A 17,091-nucleotide genomic window follows, 5' to 3' on the forward strand; every position below is an offset into this window, starting at 1 on the left:
ACTTTTGTTTAAATGTCATGAAATAGACGATTGAAAGAACGCTAGGTAGTTTGTATTTAATATTGGAAACCTGTAAAATACGAACTGTTTAGCAGTCTATAATTGTGCGTAATAAAGAGTGAGGAGGTATTAATTAAATGGAGAAGAAACGTTTCAAATTTGTCATACCTGTGATGGTAATTGTCGCAATCGGTTCGGTTTATATGCTGCGTAACTATTATGCTGAAGTGCCAGACATAGAGCAGTTGTTAATTACAATTTGTGCATCATTAGTCTCTGGTGTACTTGCATACTTTTTATTCCCGCAGCAAGGGGAAAATAAAATTGATGATCGTGGGCCTTATTAATGTAGAACAGGCATCCTAGATAAGTTTCTAAGATGCCCGTTCAATATTCATTAAGGTTTAAATAACTTAAACCAGCCTTTCCATTTAAAGACCACTAGCATAAATACAGCAATAAGAATCATAATACCTAAGACAATAAAATAACTATATTTTCCGTGTAACTCAGGCATATTGTCAAAATTCATTCCATACACCCCTGCAATAAAGGTTAAAGGAATAAAAATAGTTGATACGATTGTTAAGGTCATCATAATACCATTCATACGACTGGAGCTCATTGCCATATAGCTATCGCGCATATCAGCTGTCAGCTCACGGTTGGATTCAACCATTTCTGTTAGTTTTAGCAAGTGATCATAAATATCTCCGAAATAAGCTCGTTCTGATTTTTTTAGTGAGAATCGGTATGAATTAAGAATACGGTATAATAGATCACGCATTGGTAAAATTGTGCGCCGTAAATCAAGCAAATCACTACGAAATTCGAATACAATTTTCATGGCATTTAGATTGCTTTGATAGTTTAATTCATCTTCTAGAGCATTCAAATGATCCTCAATTTTATAGACAAGTGGAAAGTAATTATCAACGATTTTATCAATTACCTGATATGTTAAATACACTGTACCTCTTTCCCAATTTTTCGGTTGTTTCTCAAGTAAATTTTGCACTCTATCGATTTCGGGAGCAGTATTTTTATGGAAGGTTACAATAAATTTATTTGAAATAAAAATATTAACTTCCTCTGCTGCTAATTCTTCATTCACTCTATGGATAACAAAGAAATGGAAATCATCATAAAAATCGAGCTTTGGTCGCTGTAAACGCATTAAACAGTCTTCTATAGCAAGTGGATGGAAATGGAAAAATGTATCCAATAGTAGCTCTTCTTCAGTAGTGGGGCAATCAAAATCGACCCAATACCATTCAAAATGATTGTTGTGTATATCCTCGATAGGAAAATCCTTTAAGAGTTGTTGATCTTTCGTAATTCCGATTGTGCGTATCACAGCATTCACCTCAATTCTGTTGATTATAACTTTGTAGGTATAGTTGCCCTCATAGAGTAATACATTTATTTTTAGACTCCCTTATAGCATATCCAACCACCAAATAAAGTAGTGGCAAAAAATCTGGATGGCTTTGTAAATCCTGCCTTTTGAAGAAGTGTTAAAATATCCTCTTCAGGCATAAAAGAAAGAGAGCGTATGGATTTTTCCATATCAGCTACCTCTGAGGAAGTTAGCTTTGTATGTTGCAGCCAATAGGCTCGCCATAAATCAAATTGTAGTTCAGTTTCTAAAGAGCCAGGCTGCCCATATTTTGAAACAAGAACAAATGGAGCACCAGGCTTTAAATTATTTGCTATTTCTTTTAATGTTGCAAGCTTTTCTTGATCCCCATTGATAAAATGCAGCACTAAAATACAACTAGCTGCATCAAACTCTGCGGTAGGTAACTTCGTATCCAGTATAGTTCCTTGGTATAAAGAAATTTGATTAGGTAAAGATTTTAAACGCTCCTCTGCTATATGTAGCATAGCCTCAGAGGGATCGATGCCAACAAATGACCAAGCTGGCTTATGTTCTGCAAGTTGTAAAATTTCATTGCCGCTTCCAGAGCCAACTACTAACAGTTCAGCTTTCTCAGGTAGTGTGGAATGATAAAAGGTTTGTGTTAAGCGTAGCATGGCATCGTAACTAGGTAATGTTCGACGAATACCTTTCTCGTATTCGTTTGCAAGTGTGTTATTAAATTCCATTGTGTCTCACATGCCTTTCCCAAAAAAATTTTAAAAAATACAACATACAATGAAACTATTAAGGGTATAGTTCCGTAAATAGTAGTACATAAATCAAAAGAAAATTTTAAAAAGAAGGGTTGATATAAATGGAAGCTAAATGGTCTAAGGTAATCATACACGCAAGTGCATTTTTTGCGCCATGGTTAGTACCAATTTTATTTTTCTTAATTAGTTCTGATAAGGAAGTAAAAGCTATTTCCATTCAAGCACTACTGTTTCAAATTGTAATGGGTGTTTTAATTGCAATATCTGTGGCACTAAGTTTTGTACTAGTTGGTTTACCGTTTTTAATCATTTTCGGTATTATGGTGTTTGTTGTACCGATTATTGGTATTGTAAAGGCTATATCTGATGAACCATGGCGTTACCCAATTGTTGGTCGCTGGGTATAATTTTTATCGACTTATCGACGCAAGTATATGCTGATGGCATGTGCTTGCGTTTTTTTCATCACTAAAAAGGGTACATTAGGCATATGACCGCAAGGAGATCTAGTGTGAATGGCGTATTATCAAGCATTTGAATGAAGAAATGGCTACTTTTAATTTTTCCATAGGCGAAATCATTGCAATTATTTTCAAGCGTTTTGTATAATATACTCAAAGAAAGTCAAAGATAGTCAAAGTCAGTGAAGTAAGCGAGGTGTATTCCTATTGCGTAATATATCAGACATCATAGAAGGCTACTTGAAGCAAGTACTTGAATTAGGTGGAGAAGGGCATATTGAAATTAAGCGCAGTGAAATTGCTGATAAATTTCAATGTGTGCCCTCGCAAATAAATTATGTGATCAATACTAGATTTACTGCCGAACGAGGTTATCTTGTTGAAAGCAAACGTGGTGGTGGTGGATACATACGAATTTTACGTGTCCGCGCGAATTCACAAATTGATTTGATTGACGATGTCCTTAGACAGATAGAGGGAGGGGCATCGCAAACAATGGCAGAAGATTTAGTTTATCGGCTTATTGATGAGCAGGTAATTTCAAAGCGAGAAGCGAAATTAATGTTAGCGGCTATTGATCGCTCCACTCTGGATTTGCCACTCCCATTACGGGATACCATTCGAGCAAGAATATTAAGAGCGATGCTAACAACGATCAAATATGAACAGCAAAAATAGAGAGGTGATGGAAATGATTTGCGAACATTGCAAGCAGCGTAATGCGACTGTAACTGTAACACAAGTTCAAAATGGACAAAAGGTAGAGCACCATTACTGTGACGTCTGCGCCTCGCAGTTCCATCCATTTCATGCAGAATTTAAACAAGAGCCTGTATCTATTCAACAGCTATTATCAAATTGGTTTGGCTCACCGACATGGCAACAACAAAAAGTGGATGAAAAACAACAGGCGCAGCCACAACCACAAACTTGTCCACAATGTGGATTTACGTATAAACGGTTTTTAAAAGAAGGAAAATTCGGTTGCCCTAGCTGCTATGACAGCTTTAGTGAGCACCTGCCGAAGCTCTTTAATAGAATACAGGCAGGACCTCAACATATTGGTAAGATGCCAGGCGCCCATAGTAATATTTATGTCATTAAAAAACAAATAGAAGATATTCGGAAACTTATGAAAGTAGCTGTAGATGATGAACAGTTTGAGGAGGCCGCCAAACTGCGAGATGAAGTAAAGGAACTAGAGAAACAGCTACAATTTGAAGGTGGTGATGTGACGTGATGATTGAATCGTTTCTAGAACGACCTACACCAACATGGATGAGCATGGAGGACGATTATTCAGATATAGTCATCAGTACACGTATCCGTCTTGCACGAAATTTAGATGGCTATCGTTTTCCACTATCCTTTACAGAGAATGAGGCATTGCAGGTAGAGCAGGCTGTAACACATGCTGTGCAGGATAGCACGAAACTGCAAGATCATTACTCGTATTTTGCCATCAAGGATTTAACATCCTTACAGCGTCAAATTCTTGTAGAAAAGCATTTAATAAGTCCTCAGCTTGCCAAAAAAGAGCAGGTTGGTTCCATGTTATTATCTGATGATGAATCAATTAGCATTATGGTGAATGAAGAAGACCATTTACGCATTCAATGTATGACAGCGAGTTTTCAGCTGCAAAGGGCATATGAGCAGGCCAATAAAATTGATCGAGCCCTGGAAAAAGCTTTACCTTATGCATTTCGTGATACTTTTGGATATCTAACAAGCTGCCCAACAAATATTGGTACTGGTTTACGGGCATCTGTTATGATGCACTTGCCTACCCTTACATTATCAGGTCAAATGAGTCAAATTATTAATGCCATGACAAGGTTGGGAATGACAGTAAGAGGAATATATGGGGAAGGTAGTGAAAATTTAGGTAATGTTTACCAAGTTTCAAATCAGATAACACTAGGCAAAACAGAAGAAGATATTTTGGCTGACATACAAAGCGTCGCCGAAAAAATTATTCAAAAAGAGCGACATGCAAGAGGCAGGTTAATGGAAAAAGCAGAACTTGCCCTAGAAGACCGAGTATATCGTGCATTAGGTACTTTAACACATGCTCGAATTTTAACGAGCGAAGAGGCGGCTACCTGCTTGTCCAATGTTCGTTTAGGGGTAGATTTACAGTTAATAGAGGGCATTAAGGCAACAACTCTTAACGAGTGTGTTGTTAGTATGCAACCAGGATTTTTACAACATTATGCAGGAGAGGTTTTACCACCTGCTGAGCGGGATCGCGTACGAGCGAAAATGCTTCGTGAGGCATTATTTCGTGAAAATATGAGTAAGCCTATTATAGGGAAAAAAGGAGAGGATCCATATGATGTTTAATCGTTTTACACAACGCGCACAAAAAGTATTACAGCTTGCACAGGAAGAGGCAATTCGTTGGAAACACGAATCAATAGGAACAGAGCATATTCTATTAGGGCTTATTCGTGAAGGCGGCGGTATAGCTGCGAAAGCATTAGAAGCTATTGATATTAGTCCTCAAACGATTGAAGCGGGTATTGAAGAATTAGTTGGAAAAGGAAAAGAGGACGTGGGTCCGATTGTCCACTACACTCCTAGAGCGAAAAAGGTCATAGAGCTTTCAGTTGATGAATCACGCAAACTAGGTCATTCGTATATTGGTACGGAGCACTTACTATTAGCTCTTATTCGTGAAGGCGAGGGCGTGGCTGCTCGTGTATTAAACAACGCTGGTGTCGGCTTAAATAAAGCGCGTCAGCAAGTGCTATTGCTGCTAGGGAATAATGATAATGCACAATCAGGACAACAAGCTGCACAGGCTGCCAATACACCTACATTAGATAGCCTTGCGCGTGACTTAACACAAATTGCTCGAGAGGGCTCTTTAGACCCTGTGATTGGTCGAAGCAAAGAAATTACTCGTGTTATTGAGGTCTTATCTCGCCGTACAAAAAATAACCCTGTATTAATTGGTGAGCCAGGGGTTGGTAAAACGGCTATCGCTGAAGGCCTAGCCCAGCAGATTATTAATAATGAAGTGCCAGAGATTCTTCGTGATAAACGCGTCATGACACTTGATATGGGAACAGTTGTAGCAGGTACAAAATACCGTGGTGAATTTGAAGATCGCCTGAAAAAAGTGATGGATGAAATTCGCCAAGCTGGCAATGTTATTTTATTTATCGATGAATTGCATACATTAATCGGCGCAGGTGGTGCAGAGGGGGCAATTGATGCATCAAATATTCTAAAACCTTCGCTGGCACGTGGTGAACTACAATGTATCGGTGCGACAACATTAGATGAATATCGTAAATATATTGAAAAAGATGCAGCTTTAGAGCGACGCTTCCAACCAATTCAAGTTGATGAGCCAACAGTGGAAGAGGCGATTCAAATTATTCAAGGTTTACGTGATCGCTACGAGGCACATCACCGTGTAAAAATTACTGATGAAGCGATCGAGGCAGCAGCAAAAATGGGTGACCGCTATATTTCTGATCGCTTCTTACCAGATAAAGCGATTGACTTAATCGATGAAGCAGGTTCAAAAGTACGCTTACGTTCATTTGCAGTTCCACCAAATCTAAAAGCACTTGAAGATAAACTCGAAAATGTACGCTCTGAAAAGAATGCTGCAGTCTCTGGTCAAGAGTTTGAAAAGGCAGCCTCATTAAGAGATACTGAACAAAAGCTAAAAGATGAAATTGAAACGACAAGAAAGAATTGGAAGGAAGAGCAGGGGAAATCTGAATCAAAAGTTACAGTGGATGATGTAGCAGCTGTCGTATCTATGTGGACTGGAATCCCTGTATCAAAAATTGCTTCAGAAGAATCATCTAAGCTATTACAACTCGAGGAAGAGTTACACAAACGAGTGGTAGGTCAAGGGGAGGCTGTAGAGGCGATTTCTCGTGCTATTCGCCGAGCAAGAGCAGGCTTAAAAGATCCAAAACGACCAATTGGTTCATTTATTTTCTTAGGGCCAACAGGGGTTGGTAAAACAGAGCTTGCGAGAGCACTAGCTGAAGTAATGTTTGGCGATGAAGATGCAATGATTCGCGTTGATATGTCTGAGTATATGGAGAAACATTCAACTTCTCGTTTAGTTGGTTCACCTCCAGGCTATGTAGGCTTTGAGGATGGCGGTCAGTTAACTGAAAAGGTTCGCCGTAAACCATATTCAGTTGTATTACTAGATGAGATTGAAAAAGCCCATCCAGATGTTTTCAACATTCTGCTACAAGTGCTTGAAGATGGTCGTTTAACTGATTCTAAAGGTCGTGTAGTAGACTTCCGTAACACAGTTGTTATTATGACATCAAACGTTGGGGCAGATGCTTTAAAGTACCAGAAAAACTTAGGCTTCAATGTTGGCGGCACGGAATCTAAACATAAAGACATGAAGGGAACAATGCTTGAGGAATTGAAAAAGGCATTCCGACCAGAGTTCTTAAACCGTATCGACGAGATGATTGTGTTCCACTCATTAGAAAAAGAACACTTAAAAGAAATTGTTTCTATGATGGCAAAAGCTTTAACAAAGCGTCTAAAGGAACAAGATATTTCGTTAGAGCTAACAGATGCGGCGCTTGAGAAAATTGCACAGGAGGGCTATGATCCTCAATACGGTGCCCGCCCGCTACGTCGTGCACTACAAAAACAAGTGGAAGACCGCTTATCAGAAGAATTATTGAAAGGCAATGTAGAAAAGGGCAATCAAGTGATTATTGATTATGTGAATGATGATTTTGTAGTAAAGAGAAAAGAGGGCGTTTCTGCATCATAATTAATTTCAAACGGTTACGCTTCATCTCAAAAGGACAGCAGGCTATAGTGCTAAGCTGTCCTTTTTTGTGTACAATTGATAATAAGAACAAATATTCGAGGTGAATGTGAATTGGCAAAGAAAAAAACGAAATTTGTATGCACAGGCTGCGGCTATGAATCTGCAAAATGGATGGGAAGATGTCCAGGCTGTGGGGAATGGAATAAGATGGTCGAAGAAGTAGAGGTCGTAGCGAAAGGACCTCGCGGAGCCTTCCAGCATTCTGCGACAGTTACGCAAAAAGCTCTTCCTATTATGCAGGTTGAGGCTGCAGAGGAGTCTCGAATTACAACAGAAATGGGTGAGCTTAACCGAGTGCTAGGCGGAGGAATCGTTCCAGGCTCTCTTGTGCTAATAGGAGGTGACCCTGGTATAGGGAAGTCGACGTTATTACTACAAGTGTCCGCTTTACTTTCAAATAAGGGGCATCGTGTGCTTTATATTTCTGGTGAGGAATCAATCCGTCAAACAAAGCTGCGTGCGGAGCGTTTAGGAGTAGTATCACAGGAGCTATATATCTATTCTGAAACGAATTTAGAGTTTTTAAATCAAACTATTGAGGATGTGCAACCAAAGTTTGTTATTGTCGACTCCATTCAAACAGTGTTTCATCCTGAGGTAACTAGTGCCCCTGGCAGTGTATCGCAGGTGCGTGAATGTACGGCAGAGTTGATGAGAATTGCTAAAACGAAGGGCATTGCTATATTTCTAGTTGGTCATGTAACGAAGGAGGGCCAAATCGCAGGACCACGTATTTTGGAGCATATGGTGGATACTGTGCTGTATTTTGAAGGGGAGCGCCATCATAATCACCGTATTTTGCGCAGTCAAAAGAACCGCTTTGGCTCAACAAACGAGATTGCTATATTTGAAATGCTTCAGGGGGGCTTAAAGGAAGTATTAAATCCATCTGAGCTTTTTTTACAGGAACGTTCACAGGGGGCAGCAGGGTCAACCATTGTGGCTTCTATGGAGGGTACACGGCCAATTCTTGTTGAAATTCAATCACTCGTAACACCTACAAGCTTCAACTATCCAAAGCGTATGGCAACAGGTGTTGATCAAAACCGGGTGCAGCTGTTAATGGCTGTTTTAGAAAAGAGAATGGGTCTCATGCTACAGGCACAGGATGCATATATTAAAGTTGCTGGCGGTGTAAAGCTAGATGAACCTGCCATTGATTTAGCAGTGCTGACAAGCATTGTCTCAAGCTTTAAGGATCAAGCTGTTAGAGCTACAGATTGTTTTGTTGGAGAAGTGGGATTAACGGGGGAAGTACGCCGTGTTTCTCGTATTGAACAACGTGTAATTGAGGCGGCAAAGCTAGGATTTAAGCGAGTGTTTATTCCAGCTTCAAATATTGGCGGCTGGGATTTTCCGCAAGGTATTGAGATTGTCGGGGTAGAAACAATAAAGGATGCACTGAATGCTTGCTTTAGAGAGCTATAAAGGGGACGTGCATGTTGGACAAGGTTCTGACATGCATTTTTCTCTTCAATAGTTTTTTAGATGTTTGGCGTAAAAATCGGAACTAAAAATAGTTTTAAGCGTCCTACTTAACACCCTAATATGATGTCTCTATTTACACCGTTCTAGCTGGTATTTTTGATTAAAGAAAACCCCATTATTTCCACCTTTTTTTGAAGGTGTTGTTAGCTGTTACAAAGAAAAGAAATTTAACGGGGGTTGTTAGGCTCATGAAGGATTTTCTACAGTAAACTATGTATAATTATAGCTAAGAATTGGAGGTGACAGCTTATGAAAAAATTTGTTCAAATTGCCTTTTTACTGATTGGGGGAGCATTAGGCTTTGTTTTCTTACCGCCATTATACAAATTGCTTCATTTATCTTCTAATCCTTGGCTTGATAATCCCTATGTATCAGTAGCTTTAGGTGCAATTTTATTATTTACATTATCGTTTGCCTTTTCAGATTATTTTGTGCGACTCATTGGCTGGATGGAAGAGGTGCTATTTAAGGTACCTGTTGGAGACTTATTATTTGGTACGCTTGGGCTTATAATTGGACTGATTGTTGCCTATTTCTTAGGCTTTGCCATTGAAAGTGTTCAACTGGGATTCGTTTCAGAGATTTTACCGATTATCATGTCCTTTGTACTCGGCTATTTAGGATTTCGTGTGGGCTTTAAGAAACGCGATGAATTAATCCAGCTCTTTACATTGCGTGGTAACAATACAAAGAAAAAACTAATAGAGGGTGTAGAAGCCCAAGAAGTAAAAGGGAGCTATAAGCTGCTAGATACAAGTGTTATTATTGATGGTCGTATTGCGGATATTTCTGAAACAGGTTTTATAGAAGGTATATTAGTCGTTCCTCAATTTGTGCTTACAGAGCTTCAACATATCGCAGACTCCTCTGATACTTTAAAACGTACAAGAGGTCGTCGTGGTTTAGATATTTTAAAAAAATTGCAAGATGAGCGTATGACGAAGGTGGAAATATCCGAAGAGGATTTTGAGGATGTGCAGGAAGTTGACTTAAAATTAGTGCGTCTGGCAAAGAAAATGAGCAATGATACACAAATTGTTACAAATGACTTCAATCTTAATAAAGTATGCGAGTTACACCAAGTAAGAGTCTTAAACATCAACGACTTAGCAAATGCTGTGAAGCCTGTTGTTATCCCTGGAGAGAATATGCAAGTGATGGTTATTAAGGATGGTAAAGAGCATAATCAGGGAGTGGCATATTTAGACGATGGCACAATGATTGTGGTTGAAGGTGGGCGTAGTTATATCGGACAGGCAATTACAGTTACAGTAACGAGTGTGCTGCAAACATCAGCAGGTCGTATGATATTTGCGAAGCCGAAGGACGATTAGGATGTGAGAAAATGCAATATGAAGTAGTTCTACCTGCAGCAGGAAGTGGAAAGCGCATGGGTGCAGGGCAAAATAAATTATTTCTAAAACTTTTGGAGAAGCCTATTCTGATACACACGCTAGAAGTGTTTCAGCAAGATCCATCTTGCACAGGTATTTGGCTGGCTGTAAAACCAGAAGAACGTGCGCATATTCAAAAACTGCTAGAGCAATTTGAAATTACAAAAGTGAAGGGCTTGCCTGATGGTGGTGCTGAGCGTCAACATTCGGTTCATTCGTGTATGAAAGAGATGCAACAGGTAGATATTGTGCTTGTACACGATGCAGCACGCCCTTTTATTACACATGATATTATCGCTAATCTTGTACAAAGCGCACATGAATTCGGTGCAGCTATTGCAGGGGTTCGAGCGAAGGATACGATGAAAAAAGTATCAACGAATGGCATTATTGAGGAAACGGTTGATCGCGAAAGCCTATGGATGGTGCAAACACCACAAGCATTCCGTTTTGAGTTAATTATGGAAGCGGAGGACATAGCTGAAAAAGTAGGTTTTCTCGGTACAGATGAGGCGATGTTGATGGAGCGTCTTGGACACCAAGTACACATCGTAGAAAGTAGTTATGAAAATGTAAAAATGACGACGCAAGAAGACTTAGTATTTGGTGAGGCAATCTTGCGTAAGCGTGGATCATGCAATCTTTAAGAAATATTATTTATATATTTAATATTTAACTGTAGCTTGAAATTAAAGTTTGATTAATAATTTCACAAGAACATTGACTTAATCATAAATTAAATGAATCCATTTATAAAAAAGCTCGATCAATCTGTTTACCTTTATTGAACCAAAGCCCTGTTAACCATCCATGTAGCGCAAAAACCATCGCTTCCCCATAGAAGATGGAAATGTACTCAGAACGAGTATTGAATACTATGGCTGTGAGAGGAAGATCGGTTAGTATAAATAAGGAATTAGAGAAGATTAAGTAAATAAGTCGTTTGTTTCATCAAAACAAAAAGAAATAGCCATCTTGTGCCATAGTGAGGTGGCTATTTCCAAAATTATGATGGTGGGTGTTAGTCGAATAAAGCCCCTTTTATGCTATGTTTATCCAATTATATTTAAGACGAAAAACAGGAACACCTACACAATTATGATCACTCGACAGTCCTATAAAAAAAGAAAAAGACTCTATTTAGTGGTTTACTCTTCTTTATTTGCAAGTTGTCCTTGCTCAACACTTCAACTTCCGCAATTCATCCACAAAAGCACGGCGTTTTGGATAGGTTTGTAGTAGATCTGCAATTAGTTGGGTTGCTTCGAGCACATAGCCGGCTTTACGCATGATTGTAATAGTACGGCAAACTTCTTGATAGCGTCTGCGGTCGGATGCTTGCTTTGCGCTTGAAGTAACGGTATCGATGAAAAGTGCGCAAACTTCTTCGTAATAATGCTCTCTAATATGTGGATAGTACTGTTCGATTCGCATTGGTCGTTCTTTGCAATAGTCCAGAATGTGTGCGTATTGTTTTTCCTCTACAATGAGTGTGGCATAAAAGTAGGGATTGTGCTTTTTTAATTGCTCTAGTAGTTGGTTGAATGTTTTTGACCATTGCTGTGCTGAATGGAGTTTTTTGAATTCGTCATAATATTCGTTGTCACCGCCCAACAATAACTGTAAGGCTAATTCGTGCATATCTTCTTTATTATCTAATGCTTTATGCGCTGTAAAGGCATAGCGCTTCCATTTATTCACGATTCCTGAGAAATCATGGTTGTGTTTTTGACCATCTTGAGAAAGTTGCAATACTTTTGCATAATCACCTTGCTCTATAGCAGATAAAATAACCCGTTCACGCATACCTGCATCTTCTATATTTTGCTCTAAAAACTTCTCCACATCTTCGTTGCTATATTTGGAGGATATTATTTGGAATTGCAATTCTTTTAGTTGTTTATTCATATAATTAGCACTCCAACTATCTCCTTGTGTACTAAGAGAATGTAGGAGGGCAACGTATTTCTTTTCGATCGCATCATCGTGGCATAAAGGAATGCATGATTGGAGGAAGGATATACGCCAGTCCGGCCAGCCGTCTAAATCTGTATGCATCGCTTCTTTTATAATTAATTCATACACTGTTTCATACTGCTCTGTATTCCAAACATCTCCACCCTCCCTAATGGCGTCTTCAATAAATGCTAGGCTTTCTTCTATAGAATCACCGAAATCACCATTTGAGTCGTCACTATAGTGTAAAGCATCGAATGTATGTTGGAAACAGAGTAGGCTAAGTTGAATGGCAGTGAAATATTCACCATTTTCGATGTGTTCTCCGATGTGACATTGTATCGTTTTGACTCCCCGTAATGCTTTAGACGATTGGTTCCATGGAATGAAACCGCTGCGGTGATCTTGGACGGCATTGATATGATGTACGATTAACTTTTCAGCAGCATTTAAAGCATCATCCGGTGCTGTGATGAGTATCTCCAACTCTTTTATAAAGGTAGGGTGATTTTTCCCTACTTTCATAATGATTTCTACTAATTGTTCTTTCGTTTGTGATTGCAATAATTGTTGAAGCGATGGTTTGGCTGTTGTTTGTACTGAGGTAGTGCCCTGCTGATGCTGAATTGCATATAAGGCGGCAGCGATATGTTTGCAATCATCATCATAGGGGCAATCACAATCAGCATATAAAATATCTCCTTTCTTATTCGTGCGTATATCGACAATGTATGTAGATGAGCCAGCGACTTCAGCTTGCCAATTATGTTCGTCAATTTGTACGATATCCTCTACAAGGCCGTTTGTATAATAATCGAGTCCACGTTTTAAAATGGTTTTGTTGAATTGTTTTTGGAAAGTGTTAATGTTCATGGAAACCCCCATTTTGTTATGCCTTTAGAACAAGGATATCAAAAATGATGGGCAAAGGGTATATAGTATGAAGAGTATTGGAGGATACGTGTTGATTTTTTTGCACAATAATTTTTAAACGATAAAAAGGTCATTTGCCAAAATCGATAGGGTGCTTATTTAAAAATATGTTATATCGCATTTGACAATTTGGCTAAATGCGATTCTTTTTTTGTCTCAATTATATTTTTTGGTGAAAGAAAAATGAACTCGATGAAATTTTGATGAAAAACCTTCGTTGTGTCTAAGTATACCCTTTGAAAAAGACATTTTTGTGCTCAGAATATATTACATAATATGGATCATCATCAAAAGTTAGGGATGACATTTTAATAAAATACTTGTTGATTGGAGTGGAGTCAGCGTGACTCCTTGTATACTAAGAGTTTCAAAACGATCAAGAAAGGGATTTTTACGTGTAAAATGAAATAGTGGATATATGTTTAATAAGGTAATAGAATAGATGAAAAAGATGTAAGGGGTGTTTATTGTGTCATTAAATGAATGGTTAAATCAAAAGGTTCCAGAAATTACAGGTTCATTAACTAGTATAAATAAACAGTACATCGACGTTGACAATTCAATAGGCTTTGTTGGACGAGATTGTGTTTTTAAAATAATAGATAATTTTCATGAAGTACTGTTTCCGGGCATTTATACGACAAAGCCTATTGATGAAACAAGGGTGAATGTAGTTTGCAGTAATAAGCTGCGTGAAACAGCATTAGAATTACGGGATATTATCGAAAAAGTATTGTTTTATAATATGGAGGACCGTGATCCTGCCAATTGCGAGAAGTATTGTCGTGAACAAGCAGATAAAATTGTTATGGATTTGATTAATCGGTTTCCTGCCATTCGCCAAGTTTTACAAACAGATATTCAAGCGGCATATAATGGTGACCCAGCAGCTCTTTCCACAGAAGAAATTTTGTTAAGCTATCCATCTATTGTGGCTGTTTATATTCACCGAATCGCGCATGAGCTATATGAGATGGGCGTACAAATTGTACCTCGTATTATGTCAGAATATGCGCATCGATTAACTGGTATCGATATTCATCCGGGGGCTACCATAGGGGAATCATTCTTTATTGACCACGGAACAGGTGTCGTCATAGGTGAAACTTGTACTATCGGAAAGAATGTGAAAATTTATCAAGGTGTAACATTAGGTGCATTAAGCTTCCCGTTAGATGAAAATGGTAATCCGATTAAGGGCATTAAGCGTCATCCGAATATTGCGGACAATGTTGTCATTTATGCTGGTGCTACGATTTTAGGGGGCGAGACGACGATTGGGCATGATTCCGTCTTAGGGAGCAATATTTGGCTAACACATTCTGTTCCCCCTTATTCGCGTGTTTACAATTCACAGCCATCACCGAATATTAGCAATAGTCAAATGAAAAATATAGAGTATCATATTTAAAAAACGTTGGGCAGTCTAGGGAGTATAGCTTTCTAAACTGCCTCTTACTGCTAGAGGAGGATAATTATTAAAGCGCTTTTCAAACACCCTTTGGCAAACTTTGATATGATAATGATAAATATTAATTAAAGGAAGATGAATATGTTTCGAGTTGGACAAGGATTTGACGTACACGCATTTGAAGAAGGACGTCCATTAATTATCGGAGGTATAACAATTCCTCATGAAAAAGGGTTAGTAGGCCATTCTGACGCAGATGTTTTATTACATACTGTAACAGATGCAGCATTAGGGGCTATTGGAGAAGGAGATATTGGTCGACACTTTCCAGATACAGACCCTGCATTTAAAGATGCAGATTCAGCAAAATTATTAGAGCACATCTGGAAAATTGTTGAGGATAAAGGGTATGTTCTAGGTAATGTTGATTGCACTATCATGGCGCAGCGACCTAAAATGGCACCGTATATTGAGCAAATGCAAAATCGTATTGCTGAATTGTTGAACGCAGAGCCTTCACAAGTTAATGTCAAGGCGACAACAACTGAACGATTAGGTTTTACAGGTCGTGAGGAAGGGATTGCCGCAATGGCGACAATTCTATTGATTAAGAAGTAAAAGCAGGCTATCAGCGCTTTTATTTCCTGTAGCAGAGTGGTAAAATGAACAAAGTCAATTTTTGATCGAAAATTTAGGAGGCTTTTAATTATGGCGAAAGAAGTTCGTGTTCGTTACGCGCCATCCCCTACTGGTTACTTACATATCGGTGGAGCGCGTACAGCGTTATTCAATTATTTATATGCAAAACATCATAACGGTAAATTCATCGTACGTATTGAGGATACAGATATTGAGCGTAATGTAGAGGGCGGAGAAGCATCTCAGCTAGATAACCTAAAATGGTTAGGTATTGAATACGATGAATCCATCGATATTGGTGGACCATACGCACCTTATCGTCAAATGGAGCGTCTTGATATTTATAAAGAGCATGCTGAAAAGCTTTTAGAGCAGGGCGTCGCTTATAAATGCTTCTGTTCTTCTGAAAAATTAGAAGCATCTCGTGAAGAGCAAAAGGCACGAGGAGTAGCTGCGCCAACGTATGACGGTACTTGTCGTCATTTATCAGCAGAGGAAGTTGCTGCTAAAGAGGCTGCTGGTGAAACTTATACAATACGTATGCGTGTACCTGAGAATGTAACTTATGAGTTTGAGGATTTAGTACGTGGACAAGTTACATTTGAATCAAAAGATATTGGTGACTGGGTAATTGTTAAAGCAAACGGTATTCCAACATATAACTATGCTGTAGTTCTAGATGATCACTTCATGGAAATCTCTCATGTTTTCCGTGGTGAGGAGCATTTATCTAACACACCAAAACAAATGATGATTTTTGATGCATTTGGCTGGGAGTATCCAACCTTTGGCCATATGACATTAATCATTAATGAAAATCGTAAAAAATTATCAAAACGTGATGAATCCATTATTCAATTCGTAACGCAATATAAAGATTTAGGTTACCTTCCTGAGGCAATGTTCAATTTCTTTGCATTACTTGGCTGGTCTCCAGAAGGGGAAGAAGAGATTTTCTCTAAAGAAGAATTTATTAAAATTTTTGATGAGAAACGCCTATCAAAATCACCGTCTATGTTTGATAAACAAAAACTTACATGGATGAATAACCAATACATTAAAAAATTATCTTTAGAAGAAGTGGTGGCATTATCTCTACCTCACTTACAAAAAGCGGGCTTATTAGCAGAAGAGTTGACACCAGAACAACATGCATGGGCAACAGATTTAATTGCACTGTACCATGAACAAATGAGCTTTGGTGCTGAAATAGTAGATTTATCCAGCCTATTTTTTAACGATCATATTGAATATGATGAAGAAGCAAAAGCTGTTTTAGCGGGTGAGCAAGTACCTGAGGTCATGGCAGCATTTAAGTCACAGCTTGAAGAGTTAGAAGAATTTACACCAGATGCAGTAAAAGCTGCTATTAAAGCTGTGCAAAAAGCGACAGGTCATAAGGGTAAAAATTTATTTATGCCGATCCGCGTTGTCACAACTGGAGAAACGCATGGCCCAGAGCTTCCGAATGCTATTTGTTTAATTGGTAAAGAGAAAGCAATTGACCGCGTAGAAAAATTTGCACAATAAATAGAATTTTATTGACAATTTATTAGTTCGTTGTAAAATGAATTTACATTGAGAAAGCGTTGATAAGGAGAAGTAAGTGGCGCATGCTCTAAAGAGAGGACCATCACCGGCTGAAAGTGGTCTGAGCCTAGGCAAAACTGAAATGCACCTTTGAGCATAAGGCTGAACAATAGTAGGCTTTATCGATTCGTTCCCGTTACAGAACGTCCAGAGTGGAGGGCTATGCCTTCAATCAGAGTGGAACCGCGCAATTTAAATTTAGCGTCTCTGTCATTCCTTTTGGGAATGATGGGGACGTTTTTTGT

The 17,091-nt window shown here is 38.7% G+C and carries 15 protein-coding genes and 1 other annotated feature; of the genes, 12 read left to right on the forward strand and 3 right to left on the reverse strand.

Annotation, left to right across the window (positions count from 1 at the left end; genetic code table 11):
- The first annotated feature begins 137 nt into the window (after positions 1 to 137).
- Complete coding sequence (locus AC1RNS_RS16925; RefSeq protein ID WP_492994343.1) at positions 138 to 347, forward strand: hypothetical protein; 210 nt, start codon at positions 138 to 140, stop codon at positions 345 to 347.
- A gap of 50 nt (positions 348 to 397) precedes the next feature.
- On the opposite strand, the gene corA is transcribed toward AC1RNS_RS16925, so the two are convergent.
- On the reverse strand, positions 398 to 1,357 hold the full coding sequence (gene corA, locus AC1RNS_RS16930) for a magnesium/cobalt transporter CorA (protein WP_492994344.1): 960 nt from the start codon (positions 1,355 to 1,357) through the stop codon (positions 398 to 400).
- 71 nt (positions 1,358 to 1,428) lie between these two features.
- On the reverse strand, positions 1,429 to 2,109 hold the full coding sequence (locus AC1RNS_RS16935) for a class I SAM-dependent methyltransferase (protein ID WP_492994345.1): 681 nt from the start codon (positions 2,107 to 2,109) through the stop codon (positions 1,429 to 1,431).
- 128 nt (positions 2,110 to 2,237) lie between these two features.
- Between AC1RNS_RS16935 and AC1RNS_RS16940 the strand changes: the two genes are divergently transcribed.
- The 8 genes from AC1RNS_RS16940 (at position 2,238) to ispD (ending at position 10,964) form a co-directional block, all read left to right on the forward strand.
- Positions 2,238 to 2,543 (forward strand): magnetosome magnetite crystal formation protein family, encoded by a 306-nt coding sequence (locus AC1RNS_RS16940; RefSeq protein ID WP_427546218.1) that lies wholly within the window; start codon positions 2,238 to 2,240, stop codon positions 2,541 to 2,543.
- Positions 2,544 to 2,804: 261 nt separating this feature from the next.
- Complete coding sequence (locus AC1RNS_RS16945; RefSeq protein WP_283870093.1) at positions 2,805 to 3,275, forward strand: CtsR family transcriptional regulator; 471 nt, start codon at positions 2,805 to 2,807, stop codon at positions 3,273 to 3,275.
- A gap of 13 nt (positions 3,276 to 3,288) precedes the next feature.
- Positions 3,289 to 3,837, forward strand: coding sequence for a UvrB/UvrC motif-containing protein (locus AC1RNS_RS16950; RefSeq protein WP_492994347.1), 549 nt, complete (start codon positions 3,289 to 3,291; stop codon positions 3,835 to 3,837).
- Positions 3,834 to 4,943, forward strand: coding sequence for a protein-arginine kinase McsB (gene mcsB / locus AC1RNS_RS16955; protein WP_492994349.1), 1,110 nt, complete (start codon positions 3,834 to 3,836; stop codon positions 4,941 to 4,943). Before AC1RNS_RS16950 ends, mcsB begins: the two co-directional genes overlap by 4 nt.
- Positions 4,933 to 7,374 (forward strand): ATP-dependent Clp protease ATP-binding subunit, encoded by a 2,442-nt coding sequence (locus AC1RNS_RS16960; RefSeq protein ID WP_492994350.1) that lies wholly within the window; start codon positions 4,933 to 4,935, stop codon positions 7,372 to 7,374. The genes mcsB and AC1RNS_RS16960 overlap by 11 nt, the downstream gene beginning before the upstream one ends.
- Positions 7,375 to 7,485: 111 nt before the next feature.
- Entirely contained in the window at positions 7,486 to 8,862 is a 1,377-nt protein-coding gene (radA, locus tag AC1RNS_RS16965; RefSeq protein WP_492994351.1) for a DNA repair protein RadA, read from the forward strand.
- A gap of 309 nt (positions 8,863 to 9,171) precedes the next feature.
- A complete protein-coding gene (locus AC1RNS_RS16970) occupies positions 9,172 to 10,257 on the forward strand; it encodes a PIN/TRAM domain-containing protein (protein ID WP_492994353.1) in 1,086 nt (361 codons plus the stop codon).
- An 11-nt stretch (positions 10,258 to 10,268) separates the two neighbouring features.
- Positions 10,269 to 10,964, forward strand: a complete 696-nt coding sequence (gene ispD, locus AC1RNS_RS16975; protein WP_492994354.1) for a 2-C-methyl-D-erythritol 4-phosphate cytidylyltransferase — start codon at positions 10,269 to 10,271, stop codon at positions 10,962 to 10,964.
- Positions 10,965 to 11,496: 532 nt separating this feature from the next.
- Here ispD and AC1RNS_RS16980 read toward each other — a convergent pair.
- A complete protein-coding gene (locus AC1RNS_RS16980; RefSeq protein ID WP_492994355.1) occupies positions 11,497 to 13,146 on the reverse strand; it encodes an SWIM zinc finger family protein in 1,650 nt (549 codons plus the stop codon).
- A 529-nt stretch (positions 13,147 to 13,675) separates the two neighbouring features.
- Here AC1RNS_RS16980 and epsC point away from each other — a divergent pair.
- The 3 genes from epsC to gltX all read left to right on the forward strand — a co-directional run bounded on the left by epsC (position 13,676) and on the right by gltX (position 16,786).
- Entirely contained in the window at positions 13,676 to 14,617 is a 942-nt protein-coding gene (gene epsC, locus AC1RNS_RS16985) for a serine O-acetyltransferase EpsC (protein WP_492994357.1), read from the forward strand.
- Between the two features lie 141 nt (positions 14,618 to 14,758).
- On the forward strand, positions 14,759 to 15,235 hold the full coding sequence (ispF, locus tag AC1RNS_RS16990) for a 2-C-methyl-D-erythritol 2,4-cyclodiphosphate synthase (protein WP_286925548.1): 477 nt from the start codon (positions 14,759 to 14,761) through the stop codon (positions 15,233 to 15,235).
- Positions 15,236 to 15,325: 90 nt separating this feature from the next.
- Positions 15,326 to 16,786, forward strand: a complete 1,461-nt coding sequence (gltX, locus tag AC1RNS_RS16995; RefSeq protein ID WP_492994358.1) for a glutamate--tRNA ligase — start codon at positions 15,326 to 15,328, stop codon at positions 16,784 to 16,786.
- Positions 16,787 to 16,836: 50 nt separating this feature from the next.
- Positions 16,837 to 17,058 (forward strand) — a binding site (T-box leader).
- Positions 17,059 to 17,091 lie beyond the last annotated feature (33 nt).

The sequence above is a fragment of the Lysinibacillus sp. GW821-FHT14F06 genome, assembly GCF_058803665.1.

Excerpts from the sequence above, each read along its gene's own strand:
- AC1RNS_RS16950 (WP_492994347.1), top strand. The coding sequence starts at position 3,289 with ATGATTTGCGAACATTGCAAGCAGCGTAATGCGACTGTAACTGTAACA.
- AC1RNS_RS16940 (WP_427546218.1), top strand. The coding sequence starts at position 2,238 with ATGGAAGCTAAATGGTCTAAGGTAATCATACACGCAAGTGCATTTTTT.
- ispD (WP_492994354.1), top strand. The coding sequence starts at position 10,269 with ATGCAATATGAAGTAGTTCTACCTGCAGCAGGAAGTGGAAAGCGCATG.
- gltX (WP_492994358.1), top strand. The coding sequence starts at position 15,326 with ATGGCGAAAGAAGTTCGTGTTCGTTACGCGCCATCCCCTACTGGTTAC.
- AC1RNS_RS16960 (WP_492994350.1), top strand. The coding sequence starts at position 4,933 with ATGATGTTTAATCGTTTTACACAACGCGCACAAAAAGTATTACAGCTT.
- AC1RNS_RS16935 (WP_492994345.1), bottom strand. The coding sequence starts at position 2,109 with ATGGAATTTAATAACACACTTGCAAACGAATACGAGAAAGGTATTCGT.
- AC1RNS_RS16925 (WP_492994343.1), top strand. The coding sequence starts at position 138 with ATGGAGAAGAAACGTTTCAAATTTGTCATACCTGTGATGGTAATTGTC.
- ispF (WP_286925548.1), top strand. The coding sequence starts at position 14,759 with ATGTTTCGAGTTGGACAAGGATTTGACGTACACGCATTTGAAGAAGGA.
- AC1RNS_RS16980 (WP_492994355.1), bottom strand. The coding sequence starts at position 13,146 with ATGAACATTAACACTTTCCAAAAACAATTCAACAAAACCATTTTAAAA.
- AC1RNS_RS16970 (WP_492994353.1), top strand. The coding sequence starts at position 9,172 with ATGAAAAAATTTGTTCAAATTGCCTTTTTACTGATTGGGGGAGCATTA.